13 protein-coding genes are annotated in these 19436 nt (G+C 67.7%); 4 read left to right on the forward strand and 9 right to left on the reverse strand.

Going from position 1 to position 19436, the window contains the following annotated elements:
• Positions 1-193 precede the first annotated feature (193 nt).
• Genes VGP60_RS39845 through VGP60_RS39870 form a run of 6 tightly spaced genes read right to left on the reverse strand, consistent with a single transcriptional unit; the run spans position 194 to position 7687 of the window.
• The gene (locus VGP60_RS39845; RefSeq protein WP_327553412.1) at positions 194-940 is read right to left on the reverse strand and encodes an alpha/beta hydrolase; all 747 of its coding nucleotides are present in this window, start codon (positions 938-940) and stop codon (positions 194-196) included.
• Positions 937-2220: a transporter gene (locus tag VGP60_RS39850; protein WP_327553413.1), complete on the reverse strand. Its 1284-nt coding sequence runs from the start codon at positions 2218-2220 to the stop codon at positions 937-939. The genes VGP60_RS39845 and VGP60_RS39850 overlap by 4 nt, the downstream gene beginning before the upstream one ends.
• A 4-nt stretch (positions 2221-2224) precedes the next feature.
• Positions 2225-2806: a hypothetical protein gene (locus VGP60_RS39855; RefSeq protein WP_327553414.1), complete on the reverse strand. Its 582-nt coding sequence runs from the start codon at positions 2804-2806 to the stop codon at positions 2225-2227.
• The gene (locus VGP60_RS39860) at positions 2803-4962 is read right to left on the reverse strand and encodes a hydantoinase/oxoprolinase family protein (protein ID WP_327553415.1); all 2160 of its coding nucleotides are present in this window, start codon (positions 4960-4962) and stop codon (positions 2803-2805) included. Before VGP60_RS39860 ends, VGP60_RS39855 begins: the two co-directional genes overlap by 4 nt.
• Before the next feature lie 25 nt (positions 4963-4987).
• Entirely contained in the window at positions 4988-6610 is a 1623-nt protein-coding gene (locus VGP60_RS39865; protein WP_327553416.1) for an FAD-dependent oxidoreductase, read from the reverse strand.
• A 33-nt stretch (positions 6611-6643) separates the two neighbouring features.
• Positions 6644-7687: a LacI family DNA-binding transcriptional regulator gene (locus VGP60_RS39870; RefSeq protein ID WP_327553417.1), complete on the reverse strand. Its 1044-nt coding sequence runs from the start codon at positions 7685-7687 to the stop codon at positions 6644-6646.
• Between the two features lie 199 nt (positions 7688-7886).
• On the opposite strand from VGP60_RS39870, the gene VGP60_RS39875 reads away from it, so the two are divergent.
• The gene (locus VGP60_RS39875; protein WP_327553418.1) at positions 7887-8897 is read left to right on the forward strand and encodes a hypothetical protein; all 1011 of its coding nucleotides are present in this window, start codon (positions 7887-7889) and stop codon (positions 8895-8897) included.
• 226 nt (positions 8898-9123) lie between these two features.
• Here the strand turns inward: VGP60_RS39875 and dxs are convergent, their stop codons facing one another.
• On the reverse strand, positions 9124-11034 hold the full coding sequence (gene dxs, locus VGP60_RS39880; RefSeq protein WP_327553419.1) for a 1-deoxy-D-xylulose-5-phosphate synthase: 1911 nt from the start codon (positions 11032-11034) through the stop codon (positions 9124-9126).
• A gap of 213 nt (positions 11035-11247) precedes the next feature.
• Between dxs and VGP60_RS39885 the strand changes: the two genes are divergently transcribed.
• Genes VGP60_RS39885 through VGP60_RS39895 form a run of 3 tightly spaced genes read left to right on the forward strand, consistent with a single transcriptional unit; the run spans position 11248 to position 15916 of the window.
• Positions 11248-12726: an aldehyde dehydrogenase family protein gene (locus tag VGP60_RS39885; RefSeq protein ID WP_327553420.1), complete on the forward strand. Its 1479-nt coding sequence runs from the start codon at positions 11248-11250 to the stop codon at positions 12724-12726.
• 59 nt (positions 12727-12785) lie between these two features.
• Positions 12786-14363, forward strand: coding sequence for an APC family permease (locus VGP60_RS39890; protein ID WP_327553421.1), 1578 nt, complete (start codon positions 12786-12788; stop codon positions 14361-14363).
• Positions 14360-15916 (forward strand): GMC family oxidoreductase, encoded by a 1557-nt coding sequence (locus VGP60_RS39895; protein ID WP_327553422.1) that lies wholly within the window; start codon positions 14360-14362, stop codon positions 15914-15916. The genes VGP60_RS39890 and VGP60_RS39895 overlap by 4 nt, the downstream gene beginning before the upstream one ends.
• Positions 15917-16150: 234 nt before the next feature.
• Here VGP60_RS39895 and VGP60_RS39900 read toward each other — a convergent pair whose 3' ends face one another.
• Complete coding sequence (locus VGP60_RS39900) at positions 16151-17344, reverse strand: class I SAM-dependent RNA methyltransferase (protein ID WP_327553423.1); 1194 nt, start codon at positions 17342-17344, stop codon at positions 16151-16153.
• Complete coding sequence (locus tag VGP60_RS39905; RefSeq protein ID WP_327553424.1) at positions 17341-19395, reverse strand: APC family permease; 2055 nt, start codon at positions 19393-19395, stop codon at positions 17341-17343. The genes VGP60_RS39900 and VGP60_RS39905 overlap by 4 nt, the downstream gene beginning before the upstream one ends.
• Between the last annotated feature and the right edge of the window lie 41 nt (positions 19396-19436).

Raw genomic sequence — 19436 nt, forward strand, 5'->3', positions numbered from 1 at the left:
CCCCGTCCTCACCGCCCGCAGCACCATCTATGCCGTCTCCTACGACCGCCGCATCCACAAGCACTAGAGATCGCCACCTGTCGACAGATGGCGACGCCCGGCCCCGGGGAATATGTCGACGCCATCGAGTCCTACCTGCCCTGACCCAGCGTGGCTCGTGAGTGGCTACGAGTGTTAGAACACTCGTAGCCACTCACGAGCCACCCACCCAGCCGAGCCAACCCACGGTCCTCTCCACCACGGCTTCCCTGTCCTCGGGGAAGCCGTGGTCGGCGCCGACCACGGTGTGGAACTCCGTGCGGGGCCGGGAAAGCGCGGCCTCGCGGGCGATCTCGTACGACACGTGCCGGTCGGAATCCCCGTGGATCACCAAAGCCGGCATGTCGCTGCGCAGGAACGCCGCCCGGGGATCGTGGCAGGCGAACTCGTCGAACAACCCCGCGTCCAGCTCGAATCCGCGGATCGACACGTACCCCTTCTCCCCCGGCCCGGCGCCATACAACTCGAGCCCTCGCGGCGACTCCGGCTCAAGGAACGTCCGCCGCAGGTCGAGAACCGGGTTCCACAGCACCAGCCCGGCGACCGATGGCCGCGTCAGCACAGTCGACACCGTGCCGAAGCTCGAAGCCACCAGGGACAGTGGTGACGAAGTCACCGAACCCAGATAAGCCATCGCGGCTTCAAGATCAAGGCACTCCCCGGAGATCCTCATCCCGCGCGGTGACCCACCGCTCCTTCCGTGCCCGCGAAAGGAAAAACGCAACGCCGTGAAACCCTCCGCCGCCAACCGTGCACCGAGTGCGACGAACAGCCCGTTCTCGTCCCGGTCCGCGGTGATCCCGTGCGCCATGACCACCGCACCCCGCTCCGGTCCCGAAGCGGGGTGCAGCGCGCCGTCCAGCTGGATTCCGTCCGCCGCGGCGAAGGCCACTTCGATCATGCGATGTACAGCACCGCGGTGAGCACGAGTGCGCCGATGGCCATCAGCCAGGTGTACGGCAGCGTCGAAACCATCACCTTCTCCGGCCGCACGCCGGCGAACTGGGCGCTCCACACGGTTTGCGTGCTGGTCGGGTCGGAAACGCAGAGCACCTGTCCATAGGAGGACATCATGCCGAGAACAGCGGGCGCGGGGTAGATCCCGCCGGAAATCAGCACCCCCGCGACACCCGCGCCGAGCCCGTAGACGTTGAGCGGCCCGCGATACAGGCACAGCGGCACGAGCAGCGCGAACACCACGATGAACAGCACCGGCCCGCTCGGGCTGACCGAGGAAATGATCGGGGTCAACGCCTTCACCGCGCCCGGCAGTTTCACCGCGGACAGCAGCATCCCGATCGCGATGAACAGCACGATCGGCGGCGCGGCGATGTCGAACGCCCGGTACAGCGAGCGCAGCGCCCGCTCCGACAGCTGCCCCGGCCTGGTCGTGGTGACCAGCGCGTACACCAGCCCGATCAGCAGCGACGGGATGATCGGCACTTCGAAGCCCAGCGCCAGCACGATCGGCAGCACCGGCGTCAGCAGGGCGTACCAAGACGCGTCGCCCCGCCTGACCCTCGACGCCGACCGCGCGCCACCCACCTTGACGGCCCACGCGTGCCGCGCGCCACGCCTGCGCGTCTCGATCAGGATGTACGCGACACCGGCGATCAGCGCGATCGGGAAGACCTTCAGCTGGAAGTCCCGCACCTGCTCGATCGGCAGTTTCACCGCGTCCGAAAGGAACTGCCAGCCGATCAGCTCCAGCGGCAGCCCGGTCGCGAGCCCCATCAGGATCGTGCCACCGGCGACCACCGGCCGGACACCGACGGCGATCATCGCCGGAATACCCACCACACCGGCCAACATGGCTGCCGCCGCCGAACCGGTGACGCTTCCACAAAGGATGGACACCGCGTAGACACCCAGCGCCACCACCGCGGGCCGTTCCCCGCCGAACTCGACGATCTTGCGTACCAGCGTCGAGGAAATCCCGGTGTCCTCCATCAAAGTGCCGAGCCACGAGCCGAGCAGCACGGCGATCATCGTCGCCGCGAGCATCGACGCGCCGGTCTGCAGCACGGTCCCGGCGACGCTGTTGTCCTTGCCCAGCCACGAAGCGCCGGAGATCACGGCGATGGCGACGGCCATCAGCCCCAGCGCGAACGCGGTCGGGAGTTTCCTGGTCAGCATCAGCACGACGCCGACGGCCATCACGGCCAGAATCGCGATACCCATGGGGTCAGCCTCCGAACTTCGCGGCGAGCGCCGCGGTCACCAGCAACGGACTACGGCCCAGGCCACTGCGGCGATGGGCATAGCGGTGCGCGACGAGCTCGTCCGCGCCGACGACGTGCCCGCGCACGCGGAACCGGCCGATCCGCGCGGCGGTGTGCCCCAGCCGCTTGTTCAGCTCACGCGTACCGGACCCGTGCAGCAGATGGTGTACAACCTCGTGCGCCACAACGGCTTCCCGCAACGCCTCGGGCGTGACGTCGTCAGCCCAGCCCGCCGCCGCGACGATTTCCCCGACCAGCTTGAGGCTGTCGGTGTACACGGTCACGATGTGCTGCCGATGTTCGTACTCCGCGAGCACGACCTCGTCGGCACGGACGCCGCCTTCGCTCTCACGGACGACGACGTCCGGCGGCGAGTCCGGACGCGCCGCCAGTTCGTCACCGAATTCCAGCGCCGTACGCGCCCAATCCCGAAGCTGCTCGGGCGAACGTCCTTCGTGCGTAGCGGTTTCGCCGAGAAACTTCGCTCCGAGGTCCACATCGGACAGTTCGGCCAGTGCCGCGCACCGGCGGGCCAGCGCGGTCATCGCCGGTCCTCGGCGATCGCCACGAGCGCCTCTTCCGGACCCCGTGTCCGGAGTTCGGCACCGATCAACGCCACCAGCTGGTCCCGATCGAGCACCCCGGACAGGTCGGCGATCTTCGGGCCCACCAGCAGCCAGACAGCCGGAGCCCGTGAGCCGCCGTCGCCGACGTGCGTGTGCTCGTCGACCAGCGCGGCCAGCTTGCCGGACGCGTCCCCGACGGTCATGGCTTCGACATGCGCGCCCTTGCTGTGCAAGCGGATCACGCCTTCGCCGTCGACCACGCGAAGCTGCCGGACGGGTGGCGAGAACCGGCCCAAGAACCCCGGCCGTCGCGTACTCGCCCCGAGAACACGGTGATGCGCGGTCCCCGCGATGTCCCGCACTTCACCCGTGGCAACACCCAAAGTGCGGGCGACTTCCTCACGTACTTCGGATTCTTCGGCCACGCGTGCACGATCCTTCGCCCGCAGCTCGGTAGCTCCGGTGGCGATCGCGACAATCAGGTTGCGCTGCGGGTCGACAGTCACGTCGACCTCGACCCCGGCCGGATCCGCACCCTGCGCGATGACGGCCTGCTCGGCCTCGGCACGCGCGGCCAGGATGTCGTTGTTGGTCGGATGCGGCACGATCCGCTCCACCGACTCCCGCACCATCGCCAGCGCCGCGCCGAGCGGGCTGATTACCTCGCTGTGCGCGGCGATCCGCCAGTCCAGCTCGGTGGACTGACCCAAGAACGGCGTGACGGCAGCCGCTCCACCGCCACCGCCGACCAGCGCCAGCGAATCCCGGTCGAGCCGGTAACTCGTGATCAGCTCGTCGACCACGGCTCGCACCGGCCGGACAGCGTGTTCCAGCACGGATTTCGCCGCGTCCTCAATGGACACCGAGAGCGCGGTCGCGAGCGGCTGGATCGCCAGACGCGCCGATTCCACATCGGACCGTGCGTAACTCCCGTCCGGCACCACACCGAGCGCGTTGGCCGCACACGTGACCGTCACGGCGTACTTGGTGCCGTCGGTGGCTTCGATCGCCACATAATCGGCGGGATCACCCTCTCGCGGCGCGATCGTCACCAGCGAAACGTTGACCAACGCGGACGCCGGAGCGAAACACGCGTAGGAAAGCCCGGCGATATGCGCGCTGCGCGGTCCCACTTCGGTGACCGCACCCTTGCTCATCCGGATCAGCGAGCCGCCGCCGACGCCGACCGTGCGGACGTCCAGCGCGGGCATGTACGTCTCGCGCCCGCCGAGTTTGGCGTGCCGCACCTGCACCCGGCCGCGGCGGACGACACTGATGTCGGTCGACGTACCGCCGGTCTCCAGGAAGATGCCTTCGCTGAGCTTCTCGCTCATGAGCGCCCCGGCGACACCCGCCGCGGGCCCGGAAAGGGCTGTCAGCAGCGGACGTTTACGCATCTCCGGCAGCGACATCACGCCGCCGTCGCCGCGCATCACCATCAGCGGCGCGGTGATCCCGGCCGCGGTGACACTGCGCTCGACGAGCTCGGCCGTCTCGACCATGCGTGGCATGATCCCGGCGTTGAGCACCGCCGTCCTGGCCCGTTTGGACAGTCCATAAAGGCCGGTGATCTCGTGGGTCGCGGTGGCGAGCAGACCCTGCGCCCTGGCTTCGGCCGTCACGGCCTGTTCACCGAGCGGATCGTCCACACTGAACGGCTCGACGGCGACGATCACCTCGGCGCCTTGGGCTTGCAGGCTGTCGACGGCTTCCTTGACCGCGACCGCGTCCTCGGGATGCCGGACCGCCGCGTAACGGATCGGCAGGCCACGTCCGGGTGCCAGTTCCAGCTTCGAGAGCGAGCGCAAACGTTTGGTCGCGAACGAGTCGAACCCGCGGCCGATACCCGCGATCCCGACGACGGCGACGTCACCTTCGAGGAGCGCGTTGGTCGCCTGAGTGGTGCCGTGGGCCAGGAAGGACACCGTGGACGCGTCGATCCCGGTCTCGGCCTGGAGCTTCTCCAGCGCCAGCAGGATTCCGTGCGCGACGCCGTCGGCATGGTCGTGGCTGGTCGGTACTTTGACCTGACCCAGCAGGGCAAACGTTTGCGCGTCGACCGCGACCGCGTCGGTGAACGTTCCGCCGACATCGATGCCGATCCGGACGCCGGCGGGTCTGGGGTGGTGCGTCATTGCGGACACCTCCAGTTTTCGGGGGCTAGTAACCCTGGACTTCGGGCCAGTGCCGTTCGACACCGTTTTGGTCGAGCAGCCGGGTGAACTCGTCGAGCAGCTTCTCGTCGGAGCGCACCTGGCGGGGTGGGACGCCGTTGCGCAGCGCGAAACCGGCGAGCTGACCGGCGACTTCGCCGATGTTCCACTCGACGGGGTGCAGCCGGTAACAGCCGTTGGTGATGTGGGTGGTGCCGATGTTCTTGCCCGCGGGCAGCAGGTTTTCGCTGCGCACCGGCACCAGCGCGCCGAACGGGATTTCGAACGGGACGCTCGCGACGTCGACATAGCCATCGCCCGAAGTGGACGGATGCAGGTCGATCCGGTAACTGCCGATACCGACCGAGTCCGGGTGCCGTTTGCGGCCACGCTTGCCGAGGATCTCGAGCGAGACGTCGTGCTCGGTCACCGTGGTCTCCGCGCGGATACGCCGCGACTCGCGGACGTAGGCCGATTTCGCCAGCCCGTCCTTGGTGCCGGTGACGTCGTGACGCAGCCGGAGACCGGGGAAACCGGTGCCACCGTCGACGCGCGGTGCCTCGGTCTGCAACCAATACAGGACCGAAAGCGACAGCTGTTTGGCTTCGTAGTGGGCTTTCGCCACCGCGTCGGCGTCCGCGATGCCGTCGATCTCCAGCGCGGGTGAGAGCCAGTAGTCGTTGAGCGGCCAGTTGACCAGCGTGATGTCGGAGTCGAACGCCCCGGCCTGGTGCAGGCCGCGGGCGAGGATACGGCGGAAACCCCACAGCTCCTTGTCTCCCGCGTCCGCGCTCTGGTCGGCGCTGATCGCCAGCGGGTCGACGTCCGGGTTCGGGACGAAGGTCCGCTCGACGGGTTCGAGCGTGCGCGGATCCGGCGCGAGGAAACCGAGCAGCGGGCCGGGCCAGAAGTCCGGCTTGTACGACTGCCAGAAGTCGTACATCGGCGGCCGGTCGATCACATGGTTCTGTCCACTGTGGTGGGACATCGCGAAGCAATACGTGAAGCCCTGGAGGTTGCCCGGATCAGCCTTGTCCGGTGCGTGCGGCTCGTCGTACTCGCTCCGCGCTTCGGCGCCGACGGCGTACTCGACCCCGGACATCGGCAGCAGGTCGCCGTTCTCGGTGGCATCGAGCACGTACTCCGCGCGGATCACGACCCGCTCGCCGTTCTCGTCGGTGAGGACGACGGCGTCCACCACGTCACCGGTGGTCTCCGTCGCGATAGGACGGTGTCGCAAGAGGACGGTCAAGCGTCCGGAAGCAACCTGCGGTGCGAGCATGGCTTCCAGCACCGCGAGCGCGACCCGCGGTTCGTGGCAAAGCTTGCTGACGCGGCCCGCACCCGGGTTCAGGTCGGCGATCCGCAGGGCTTCGGCTCGCAGCGGGTAATGCCTGCGGTAGTAGTCGCGGATCCCGGTGCGGTACTCGCGATAGCTCGCGGTGGAGCCGAAGCGCTCGATCCAGGGGTTCTCGTCGGGCGGCACGGCCTGTGCCGTCGACTGCCCGCCGATCCAGTCGGTCTCCTCGGTGAGGACGACCCTGTGCCCGGCGCGAGCCGCGGCCAGCGCCGCGGCGACCCCGCCGAGACCGCCGCCGACGACGAGGATCTCGGTTGCGCGTTCCGTCATACGTTTCGTGCCTTTCTTCAAGATCAGGGAAACTCAGCGAGATCGAGCCGGTCCGAGGGTTTGCCCATCGACCGGCGGACATTCCAGCAGTTGATGGGGATCGGGACGTTCGCCCTTCGCGGCGACGAGCTCCGCGAGCAGGCGCACCGCACGCCGCCCCATTTCGCGCCGCGGCACTTCGAATCCGGTGATCACCGGGCCGGGTCCGATACGCGTGGGCGGGCGGCCGAGCACGGCGAGGGAAAGATCCGCCGGGCAGGAAAGTCCCGCGGCGAACAACGCCCCGGTCACCGCGTCGAAAGCCGCGCCGGTGTCGGTCTCTTCGACCACTACCGCGGTGACCCCGGCGCGCCGCCACGCGTGGATCTGTTCCGACCCGAGATCCGTCCCGTCCGTGCGGACCACGACGTCCCGGGCGGACAACCCGACGGCCGAGAGACCTTCGAGCACACCTCGCTCACGGTCGGCCGACGACGGCGCGTTGTCGTGCTCCCGCACGTAACGGATGCCGCGATGCCCGAGCTCGGCCAGCTTGGCGATGATCAGCGCCGACGCGGCCACGTAATCCGCGCCCACATAAGGGATCCGGCCGCCGAGCTCGGCCCGGCGTCCGATGTAGACCAACGGGAACCCGCTGTCGAGAAGCCGTTCGATCGACTCGGTCGGTACGTGACGGCCGAGGAACAGGCAGCCGTCGGCGAGCCTGGTCCGCCGGATGCTGGCGTCGTCATGGGTCTTGGTGCTCGAACCGGTGAACAGGATGAGATCCTGCCCGAGATCCTTCGCGCCCTCTTCGACGCCGACGAGGATCGGGTAGTAGGAGTCGGCCACGTCGGTCGGGAACGTGGCCGTGAAGGTGTAGAGCCCCAACAGGTTGTTGCGTGAGGACGCGAGCCGGGTCGCGACCGGGTCGGGGACGTACCCGAGCGATTCGGCGGCCTCGATGACCCGCTGCCGGGTCGCCTCGGAAAGCCGGACGCCGCCCTGATTGCCGCCGAGAACGACCGAAACGGTCGCCTGCGAAACGCCGGCCACCCGAGCGATGTCGGCCTGCCTGGGCAGCTGCCCTCTTGCCATCTGATTGCCTCTTCCGGAGCTAATGCGGATTAGGGCAAGGTTGAATCCGCATCCGGCGCAAGTCAATCTTTCTGTCCGATTTGGTCATGTTCGGCTCAGAGCGCCTACTAATACGTATTAGCCCATTGACGACCTGGATCGGGCGTGCCAAGACTGGCGGCCTGAGCTAGCGCCACTCCACCGTCGCAGGGAGCGCGAGATGAGCATCGAACATCCACTTTCACGCCGGACGGCCCTGCGAGGGGCCGCCGGGCTGGGCGTCACCGCCGCGGCGATCGGCCTGGGCCTCGGTACCGCCACCCCGGCTATCGCGGCCCCGCCCGGATTCCCGACGTACAAGTTCGTGCGGACGGCGTTCGACAAGAGCAAACTCAAGTACAATCCCACCGGTGAGCTGATCTTCCCGTGCATCCGCGGCATGTCCGGCCGGGTGAGCAACCCCCTCGGCAAGTACTACCTCTACTACGCGCCGCACGACGCGCCCGGCGGCCTGTGCGTTTCCTACGCGAACACGCTGGAAGGCCCGTTCACCGAGTACGCCGGCAACCCCTTCGTCAAGCGGGACTGGGCGCCGCATTACAACGTCAGCCATGTCTCGTCCACCCACGTGCTGTGGAACGAAGACGTCAACGAGATGTGGATGTACTTCCACGGCGAGAACACCACCACGCGGCTGGCACGCTCGAAGGACGGTCTCAACTTCACCTACGACAAGGTCGTGCTGAACGCCGGGATGCTGCCGGCCGGGACCACGGAATGCTCCTATGCCAGGGTTTTCCGTCAGAACCTGCCCAACGGCGCGCGGTACGTCATGGTGTTCATGATCAACAACGCCACCAACCGCCGGACCATCGGCTGGGGCTGGTCCACCGACGCCCGCAACTGGACCTTCTCGCAGACCCCGCTGATCCGCCCCGAAGACGTCGGCGCGCGCGACATCGGTGCCCCGCACGTGGTGACCCGCAACAACAGCACGTACGTCGTCTACCACGAGAACATCGAGGCGGGCGGCAACATGCTGATCACCGAGGTGGGCAACGACTTCACCAAGCGCAACCACCTGGGCGTCTTCCACACCCCGCTTACCGGTGTCCCCGACGGCGGCCGCTGCGCCGCCCCGTCCTTCGGCACCGAAAACGGCAAGGAGTACATGTTCTACGAAGCCGGCGCCCGCCTGGCAGGCTCCATCGCCATCGCCCGCGCCATCTAGACGCTTCGCCTTCAGGACCGCAATGAACGGACCGTTCCTACCAAGAAACGCCAGGAACGGTCCGTTCATTGCACGCCCAAGCCCAGCCCAGGCCGCCATCTGTCGACATATGGCGATCTCTTAGCGACTAAGAGATCACGAGATGTCGACATCTCGTGGCCGCCCCAAACGCTATGAACGGACCGTTCCTTGCGGGAAACGCAAGGAACGGTCCGTTCATAGCGTCTTATGAATCCTTGGTAGCGGGCTCCCGAGTCGTGACCAAGGTCGTCGAAGCCCACTCCGTGACCCGCCGAGCGACATCCTGCGCCGTCAGCCCAAGTCGCGAGAGAACCTCGTCCCGAGTCCCAAGCTCATGAAATTCCTGCGGCACAGCCAAATCCCGCAGCGGCACATCACACTCAGCGTCCCGGAACACCGCCGACAACGCGGAACCAAACCCACCATGCCGCCCGCTGTCCTCGACAGTGACCACCAGCCGATGCTGCGAAGCCAGCGCGACCAACTCAGGCGGCACCGGCACAACCCACCGCGGGTCGACAACCGTCACGCCGATCCCCTGATCCGCCAGCCGATCCGCCGCCGCGAGCCCCAAAGTCGCGAACGCGCCGACAGCGATCAGCAGGACATCCGCCTCAGCCTCGGCACCCGGACGCCGCAGCACATCGACAGTCCCGATCCGCTCGACGGCGGGCACCGAATCGATCACCCCGCCACGCGAGAACCGCAACGCCGACGGACCGTCCGAAATGGACACAGCCTCGCGCAGTTCTTCCCTCAGGGTCAACGCATCCCGCGGCGCGGCGACCTTCATGCCCGGGATCATCCCGAGCAGCGACAGGTCCCACATGCCGTGGTGGCTCGGGCCGTCCGGGCCGGTGATCCCGGCGCGGTCGAGGACGAGGGTCACCGGCTGCTTGTGCAGCGCGACATCCATCAGCACCTGGTCGAACGCGCGGTTCAGGAACGTCGAGTAGATCGCCACGACGGGGTGCATCCCGCCCATCGCGAGCCCGGCGGCCGACGTCACCGCGTGCTGCTCGGCGATGCCGACGTCGAACCAGCGGTCGGGGAACTCCTCGGCGAACTTCGCGAGCCCGGTGGAGCGCAGCATCGCGGCGGTGATCGCCACGACGTCCTTACGCTCCGCGCCGATGGCCGCCATCTCCTCGCCGAACACGCCCGTCCAGCTCGGCCCCTTGATCGGCGGAAGGCCGGTCTCGGGGTCGATCGGGTCGGTCTGGTGCATCTGGTCGTGGATGTCGTTGACGGCAGGCTCGTAGCCGTGGCCCTTCTCCGTCACCACGTGCACGATGACCGAGCCGCCGAAGTCGCGGGCGCTCTGGAACGCCTTTTCGAGCGCCTCCAGGTCGTGCCCGTCGACCGGGCCGAGGTACTTCAGGCCGAGGTCGGAGAACATCATCTGCGGGCTGAGCGCGTCCTTGATCCCGGCCTTCGCGGCGTGCAGGACCGAGTAGATCGCCTTGCCGACGATCGGCGTGCGCTGCAGCATGTCGCGCCCGCCGGACAGGAACCGCTCGTAGCCGGGCTTGAGCCGCAGCGACGCGAGGTGGTCGGCCATGCCGCCGATGGTCGGCGAGTACGAGCGGCCGTTGTCGTTGATCACGATGACGACCGGCCGGGACCGGTCCCCCGCGATGTTGTTGAGTGCTTCCCAGCACATCCCGCCGGTCAGTGCGCCGTCGCCGACGACAGCCACCGCGTGACGTCCGCCACCGGCCAGCTCGAACGCCTTCGCCAGGCCGTCCACGTAGGACAAGGCCGTCGACGCGTGGCTGTTCTCGACGAAGTCGTGCTCGCTCTCGTCGCGCGCCGGGTACCCGGTGACGCCACCGGTCTGGCGGAGCTTGTCGAAGCCCTCCGCGCGACCGGTGACGATCTTGTGCACGTACGCCTGGTGGCCGACGTCGAAGATGATGGCGTCACTGGGCGAATCGAACACGCGGTGCAGAGCCATGGTCAGCTCCACCACCCCGAGGTTCGGCCCGAGATGACCGCCCGCCAGCCGGACCTTCTCGACCAGGAAGTCCCGGATCTCCTGCGCCAACCGCTCGAGTTGTGCCTGGTCCATCCGCTTCAGGTCAGCCGGTCCGTGTACGGACTCCAGCATCGTCACACTCCACCTCGCCTGTCGCCTCGCCCGCGATCTCCCGGGGTCGTCCGCACAGTCTACGGAGACCGCCGTCGCCGAGCCGTTCCCCTTGGTCGCTGTCACATTCCCGGCCCGGACGCACCGTGTCGGCCCGTCGCCGGTGCGAGTAGCGGGCTGGTCCGTCCAGGGCAATAATCAGCCATTGATCGCGACGAAAACGACACGGAAAGAGGGTTGATGGCGGACTTCTTCATCGGAGGCGAATGGGTCGCTTCACGATCCGGTAGAACTCGTGAAATCCGCTGCCCGGCGGACGGTTCACTGGTCGCGGAGGTGGCCGAAGGCAACCGTGAAGACACCGAGGCGGCCATCGCCGCCGCCAGAGCGGCCTTCGACAACGGGCCATGGCCGTCCACTCCGGCCGCCCGGCGCGGCGACCTGCTCCTGCGCGCGGCGGACCTGCTGGACCGCGACAAGGACGCCTTCGCCCGCGCGGAGTCGCTCGACACCGGCAAGCGCCTGGTCGAGAGCGAATACGACATGGCCGATATCGCCGCCTGCCTGCGGTACTTCGGCAAGCTCGCCGGGAACGACGCCGGCCGCGTGGTCGACACCGGCAACCCCGACGCCTTCAGCCGGATCGTGTACGAGCCCGTCGGTGTCTGCGGCCTGATCACGCCGTGGAACTACCCGCTGCTGCAGACCGTGTGGAAGATCGCACCAGCACTCGCCGCGGGCAATACTTTCGTGCTCAAGCCGAGCGAGCTCACGCCGCACACGTCCATCCTGTTCATGCGCCTGCTCGCCGAAGCGGGCCTGCCGGACGGCGTCGCGAACCTCGTCCTCGGCGCCGGGCCGGATGCCGGTGCGCCGCTGTCCGAGCATCCCGACGTCGACCTCGTCTCGTTCACCGGTGGCCTGGTCACCGGGCGGATCATCGCCGCCACCGCGGCCGCCACGGTGAAGAAGGTCGCCCTCGAACTGGGCGGCAAGAACCCCAACATCGTGTTCTCCGACGCCGATTTCGACACGGCCGTCGACTACGCGCTGACAGCGGCTTTCCTGCATTCGGGACAGGTCTGTTCCGCCGGGGCCCGGTTGATCGTCCAGGAGGACTGGCACGACAGGTTCGTCGACGAGCTGGTCCGGCGCGCCGAACTGATCCGCCTCGGCGGGCCGTTCGACACCGACGCCGAGACCGGCCCGCTCATCTCCGCCGCACATCTCGAAAAGGTCGAGCGTTACGTGGCCGCCGCGCTGGCCGAAGGCGCCGTGCTGCGCACCGGGGGCAAGCGTCCCGACGACAAGCGCCTGGCAGGCGGGCACTACTATCTGCCGACCGTGCTCGACGACGTCAAACAGGGCACCAGCCCGGTCAGGGACGAGGCTTTCGGGCCGGTGCTCACGGTCGAGACGTTCACCGACGAGGACGACGCGATCCGCATCGGCAACGACACGCACTACGGCCTCGCGGGTGGCGTGTTCACCAACGACGCCTCGCGCGCGCAGCGGGTCGCCAACAAGCTGCGGCACGGCACGGTGTGGATCAACGACTACCACCCGTACCTGCCGCAGGCCGAGTGGGGCGGCTTCAAGCAGTCCGGCTTCGGCCGTGAGCTCGGCCCGTCCGGGCTCGCCGAATACCAAGAGGCCAAGCACATCTACCAGAACCTCCGGCCGGCACCGCAACGCTGGTTCTCCGGAGAGGCACGCTGATCCGCTCCACCCCATTCAGCTCCACGAGTCCGAACCCGAACCCGACCGGAAGGACGCCCGTGACGGCGAACACCGGAGACCAGGAACTCAGCGACTTCGGCTATACGAACCAGCTCAAACGGACCCTGGGCAGTTTTCACACCTTCGCGGCGGGTATCAGCTACATCTCCGTGCTGACCGGCGTGTTCCAGTTGTCCTACCTCGGACTCTCGATGGGCGGGCCGGCCTACTGGTGGTCGTGGCCGATGGTGTTCATCGGGCAGCTCATGGTGGCGCTCAACTTCGCCGAGCTCGCGGCGCATTACCCGGTCGCGGGGTCGATCTACAACTGGGCGAAGAAGCTCAGTAACTCCCATATCGCGTGGCTCGCGGGCTGGATGATGCTGCTCGCGTCGATCGTGTCCATCTCGGCGACCGCGCTGGCCTACCAGCGGACGCTGCCGCAGATCTCCGGGTTCTTCCAGGTCATCGGGGACGGGACGGGCACGAGCGACGCGGCGAACGGGGTGCTGCTCGCCAGCCTCCTGATCATCTTCACCATGCTGATCAACGGGTTCGGCGTGAAGCTGATGGCTCGGATCAACAGTGCCGGGGTGGCCATCGAACTGCTGTTCGCGGTGCTGCTGGTGATCTTCCTGGCCGCGCACTTCACGCGCGGGCCCGACGTCGTCACCGAGACACTCGGTACCGGGGACGGACGGGCCGGTGGCTATCTCGGCGCGTTCCTGATCGCCGCCATCGCGTCTTCGTACGTCATGTACGGCTTCGACACGGCCGCGTCGCTCGGCGAGGAGTCGGTCAACCCGCACGAGAACGCGCCCAAGGCGATCCTGCGGGCGCTCATCGCGTCCTTCATCCTCGGTGGGCTCATCATCCTGTTCGCGCTCATGGCGGTCAGCGACATCAACGCGCCGGAGCTCAAGACCGAGGGCCTCCAGTTCGTGCTCACCGACGCGCTCGGCGGCACGATCGGCCGGATGTTCCTGTTCGTGGTGGCCATCGCGATCACTGTGTGCGTGCTCGCCGTGCACACCGCGGCCATCCGGATCGCCTTCGCCATGGCGCGCGACAACGCGTTGCCCGGCGGCTCGAAGCTCGCCAAGGTGAGCCCGAAGACGGGCACGCCGGTGCTTCCCGCGATCATCATCGGGGTCCTCGCGATCGCCCTGCTGCTGGTGAACATCAACTCGTCGCAGGTCTTCTCGGCGGTCACCAGCCTGGCGATCATCCTGATCTACCTGTCCTACCTGCTGGTCACGGTTCCCTTGCTGATCAAGCGGTTCAAGGGCGAGTGGCCGCTCAAAAAGGAGACCAAGGGACGTTTCGCGCTGGGCCGCTGGGGCCTGCCGGTGAACATCCTCGCCGTGCTCTGGGGCGGCGCGATGACGGTCAACCTGGCGTGGCCGCGCTCCGAGATCTACAACGCCACCCCGCCGTATCACTGGTACCTGCAGTGGAGTTCGGTGCTGTTCGTGGCCGTCTTCGCGATCGGCGGGTTCGCGTACTACTGGTTCGTGCAGCGGCACAAGGTCGGCGTGCTCACCGACCACGCTTCGGTGGCCGACCCGCTGGCCGTGGCGACCGAGGAAGCCGTCAAGTCCGTCAAATCCGTCGAATCCAAGGAGGAAACGCAGTGACGCAGGAGTTCGACTACGTCGTCGTCGGTGGCGGTACGGCCGGCTCGGTCGTGGCGGCCAGACTCTCCGAGGACCCGGACGTGTCGGTCTGCGTGCTCGAAGCCGGTCCGTCCGATGTGGACGATCCGGCGATCCTGGAGCTGACCAAGTGGATGGCCCTGCTCGAATCCGGGTACGACTGGGATTACCAGGTCGAGCCGCAGGAGTCGGGCAACTCGTTCCTGCGGCACGCGCGGGCGAAGGTGCTCGGCGGCTGTTCGTCGCACAACTCGTGCATCGCGTTCTGGGCACCCGCGGAGGACCTCGACGAGTGGGCCTCACTGGGTCTGCCCGGCTGGTCCGCGGCGGATATTTACCCGCTGTACCAACGGCTCGAGACCAACGACGGCCCCGGCGACCACCACGGCCGTAGCGGGCCGGTGACCATCCGCTCGGTCCCGCCGCACGACCCCACCGGCGTCGCGCTGCTCAAAGCGTGTGAGCAGGCGGGGATCCCGCGCACGGAGTTCAACTCCGGCAAAACGGTGACGCACGGCGCGAACTGGTTCCAGATCAACGCGCAAGAGGACGGCACGCGGGCGTCGGCGTCGGTTTCGTATCTGCACCCGATCCTCGGCAAGCGGCCCAACCTGCACGTCCTGACCGGCGCGCGGGCGAAGAAGCTGACCTTCGACGGCAAGCGCTGCACCGGCGTCGAGTACATGGACGACGGCGATCTGTTCCACCACAAGGAAATCCGGGCCCGCCGCGAGGTGATCGTCAGCTCCGGGGCGATCGACACGCCGAAGCTGCTGATGCTCTCGGGCATCGGCCCGGCCGCGCATCTGCGTGAGGTCGGCGTCGACGTCCTCGTCGATTCACCGGGCGTCGGCGAGAACCTGCAGGACCATCCCGAGGGACTGATCCAATGGGACGCGCTGCAGCCGATGGTCACCGATTCCACGCAGTGGTGGGAAATCGGCATCTTCACCTCGACCGAAGAGGGTCTCGACCGGCCGGATCTGATGTTCCACTACGGATCCGTGCCGTTCGACCTGAACACGCTGCGGTACGGGTACCCGACCACGGAGAACGGCTTCTGCCTCACACCGAACGTCACGCGCAGCCGGTCGACGGGCACGGTTCGCCTGCGTACCAGGGACTTCCGGGACAAGCCGAAGGTCGATCCGCGGTACTTCAGCGACCCGCACGACATGCGCGTGATGACCTACGGGATCAAGCTGGCCCGCAAGATCGTCGAGCAGCCCGCGATGGACGAGTGGGCCGGGACGGAACTCTCGCCCGGCCGCGACGCCAAGACCGACGACGAGATCGCGGACTACCTGCGCAAAACCCACAACACCGTCTACCACCCGTCCTGCACCGCGAAGATGGGTGCCGCCGACGACCCGATGGCCGTGCTCGACGAACGCCTCCGCGTCCGCGGCGTCGAAGGCCTGCGCGTCGCCGACGGCTCCGCCATGCCGTTCCTCGTCGCGGTGAACCCGTGCATCACCACGATGGCGATCGGCGAGAAATGCGCCGACCTCATCACCGAAGACGCCCACCCCTAACCCACGCCCGCGTGCAGTCTGTGCACACTCAAGTGCAGTCCGCGCGCACCCGCGTGCAATCTGTGCACGCCTGCGTGCGATACGGCTACGGGAATGGGAAACGCCCAGGATTCGCGTGTTCCCCATTCCCGTAGCCGTGTCGCACGATCCCGTAGCCGTGTCGCGCGAAAGCGTGCACAGATCGACATCGGGTGTGCGCAGCCTGCACACGGGCGCGCGCAGGCTGCACTCGTGTTACTGGAGCAGGGCGACGGTTTCGACGTGCTGGGTCATGGGGAAGGCGTCGAAGGCGCGGAGGTCCGCGAGAGCGTAGCCGTGTTGCGCGAAGATCGCGATGTCGCGGGCCAGCGCGGCGGGATCGCAGGCGACGTAGACGATCCTGTCCGGCGAACCCTCCACAATGGACTCGACCACGGCCTTGCCCGCGCCCTTGCGGGGCGGGTCCAGCACGACGACGTCGACGGGCTTGGCGGCTTCGCTGAGCATGTGCTCGACGCGGCCGTTGCGCCAGTGGACCTGCGGCATGTCCTTGAGGTTCGTCTCGCCGTCGACGACCGCGCGGCGGCCGGACTCGATGGCGAGGACGTGCCCGTCCGGGCCGACCTGGTCGGCGAGGACCGAGGCGAACAGCCCGACACCGGCGTAGAGATCCCAGGCACGGCCGCCCTTCGGCGCTTCGGCCCATTCCGCGACGAGCGCGGCGAGGGTGTCGGCACCGGCGGGGTGGACCTGCCAGAAGCCGTGGGCGTCGACCCGCCAGTCACGGCCGGCGGCGTGCTGCAGGGCGTGGCCGCCGCTGAGCTGACGCGCGCGGACCTTGCCGCGGACGGTCGAAAGCTCACGCACGTGCGTCTTCTTCTCGACGTCCATGGTGACTTCCATTTCACTGCCCGGACGCCATTTGCGGGCCAGCACCTCGTCCAGCGCGCCGGCCACGGTGATCAGGCACTCGTCGAGCGGGATCACCTGGTGGCTGTGGTGCGCGCGCAGACCGGCGTGGCCGTCGGCGTCGGCGACGAGCCGGACCCGGCTGCGCCAGTGCAACGGCCCGCCGGGCAGTTCCTCCACCTTGACGTCGCGTTCGATGCCCGCGAGCCGCTGCAGCTGCTCGGAAACGATGCGTCCCTTGAGCTCACGCTGGAACTCGGGCGTCGCGTGCTGCCAGTCGCAGCCGCCGCACATGCCCGGCGCGGCGAGCGGGCACGGCGGCTCGACGCGCTCGGGAACCGGGCGCACCACCCGTACCGCGTCGGCGCGGCAGAACGAACCGCCGTTGTCCTCGGTGACCTCGGCGAGCACGAGTTCGCCGGGCAGCGCGTGCCGCACGAACACGACGCGACCGTCCACACGCGACACGCAGTGCCCGCCGTGGGCCACCGCGCCCACTTCTAGCTCCAGCGTGCGGCCTGTCCAGTCTTCTTTGGTCACTTAGCACTCTCTTTGTCGTCCCGTTTCACAACGGGCTTGTCCTGCGGTGGCGGGGTTGTCGGGGAATAGCCGCGCCGGACGTCACCGGCGGCGGGCCGCGCACGGGCCCGGCGATCGCGCGCGACGGCGGCGACCGAGGATTCCAGCTGCCAAGGCACGCTCGTCACCATGACACCGGGCTGGAACAGCAGCCTGCCCTTGAGCCGCAGCGCGCTCTGGTTGTGCAGCACCTGCTCCCACCAGCGGCCGACCACGTACTCCGGGATGAACACGGTGACCACGTTGCGCGGGTTGTCGCCGCGCACGCGCTTCACGTAGTCCAGCACCGGCTTGGTGATGTCGCGATACGGCGACTCGACCACCTTCAACGGTACCTTGAAGTTGTGGCCGTCCCACTCGGCGACCAGTTTCCGGGTCTCGGCGTCGTCCACGTTCACCGTGACGGCCTCGAGCACGTCCGGCCGGACGGCCTTGGCGTACGCGAGCGCCCGCAAGGTCGGCAGGTGCAGCTTGGAAACCAGCACGATCGCGTGGTTGCGCGAGGGCAGGATCGTCGGCGTCGAGTCCATTTTCCGCAGTTCCGCGGCGACCCGGTCGTAATGCCGCCGGATCGCGGTCATCAGCAGGTAGATCGCGATCATCGCGGCGATCGCGATCCACGCACCAAGCAGGAACTTGGTGATCAGCACGATCACCAGCACGGTCCCGGTCATGGTGAGGCCGACGGCGTTGACCATCTGCGAACGCCGCATCCGGCGCCGGGCGGCCGGGTCGGTTTCCTTGGCCAGCAAGCGGTTCCAGTGCCGGACCATGCCGGTCTGGCTCACCGTGAACGACACGAACACGCCGACGATGTAGAGCTGGATGAGTTTGGTGACCTCGGCGTCGAAGGCGAAGATCAGCACCAGCGCGAACGTCGACAGGAACAGGATGCCGTTCGAGAACGCGAGCCTGTCACCGCGGGTGTGCAGCTGCCGCGGCAGGAACCTGTCCTGCGCGAGGATCGAGCCGAGCACCGGGAAACCGTTGAACGCGGTGTTCGCCGCCAGCAGCAGGATGATTCCGGTGCTGAAGGAAATGAAGTAGAACGCCGGGGCGAAGTTCGGGAAGACCGCCTTCGCGATCTGCGCGACGATGGTCTTCTGCTCGTAGCCCGGCGGCGCGCCGATCAGCTGCCGCGCCGGGTCCTCCGCGAAGTTGACCTTGGTCAGCACGGCCAGCGCGATGATGCCGATCAGCATCGTGACCGCGAGCACGCCCATCGCCAGCAGCGTCGACGCCGCGTTCTTCGATTTCGGCTTACGGAAAGCGGGTACGCCGTTACTGATCGCTTCCACCCCGGTCAGCGCGGCGGCACCGGAAGAGAAAGAACGCAGAATAAGGAAAACAAAAGCGAAACCGGTCAAAGAGGCTTCGGCGTGGAGCTCGAATCCGGCGCTCTCGGCTCGCATGTCGGTCCCGGTGGCCGCCTGGAACAGGCCCCAGATCACCATGGCGAAAATACCGATGATGAATCCGTAGGTGGGGATCGCGAAGGCCTTGCCCGATTCGCGCACCCCGCGCAGGTTCAACGCCGTCAGCACGGCCACGATCACCACCGCGACGATCACCTTGTGCTGCGCCACCCACGGCAGCGCGGAACCGATGTTCGCCACACCGGCCGAAGTGGACACCGCCACCGTCAGCACGTAGTCGACCAGCAGCGCACTGGCCACGGTCAGCCCGAACTTGCCGCCCAGGTTCTTCGTGGCGACCTCGTAGTCACCGCCGCCGCTCGGATAGGCGTGCACGTTCTGGCGGTAGGAGGCGACGACCACGAGCATCACGACCGCGACGGCGACGCCGATCCACGGCGCGAACGAGTAGGCCGAGAGTCCTGCCACGCTCAGTGTCAGGAAGATCTCTTCGGGCGCGTACGCCACGCTCGAAAGCGCGTCGGACGCGAAGATCGGCAGCGCTATGCGTTTGGGCAGCAGCGTGTGCGACAGCCGATCACTGCGGAACGGGCGACCTAGGACCAGCCTCTTGAGCACGGTCGGGAACTTCGACACCGCCAGAGCGTATCTGTAGGGGAAACACGGTAGGTTCGGCG

It is taken from the genome of Amycolatopsis sp., assembly GCF_036008905.1.
Lineage (GTDB): Bacteria > Actinomycetota > Actinomycetes > Mycobacteriales > Pseudonocardiaceae > Amycolatopsis.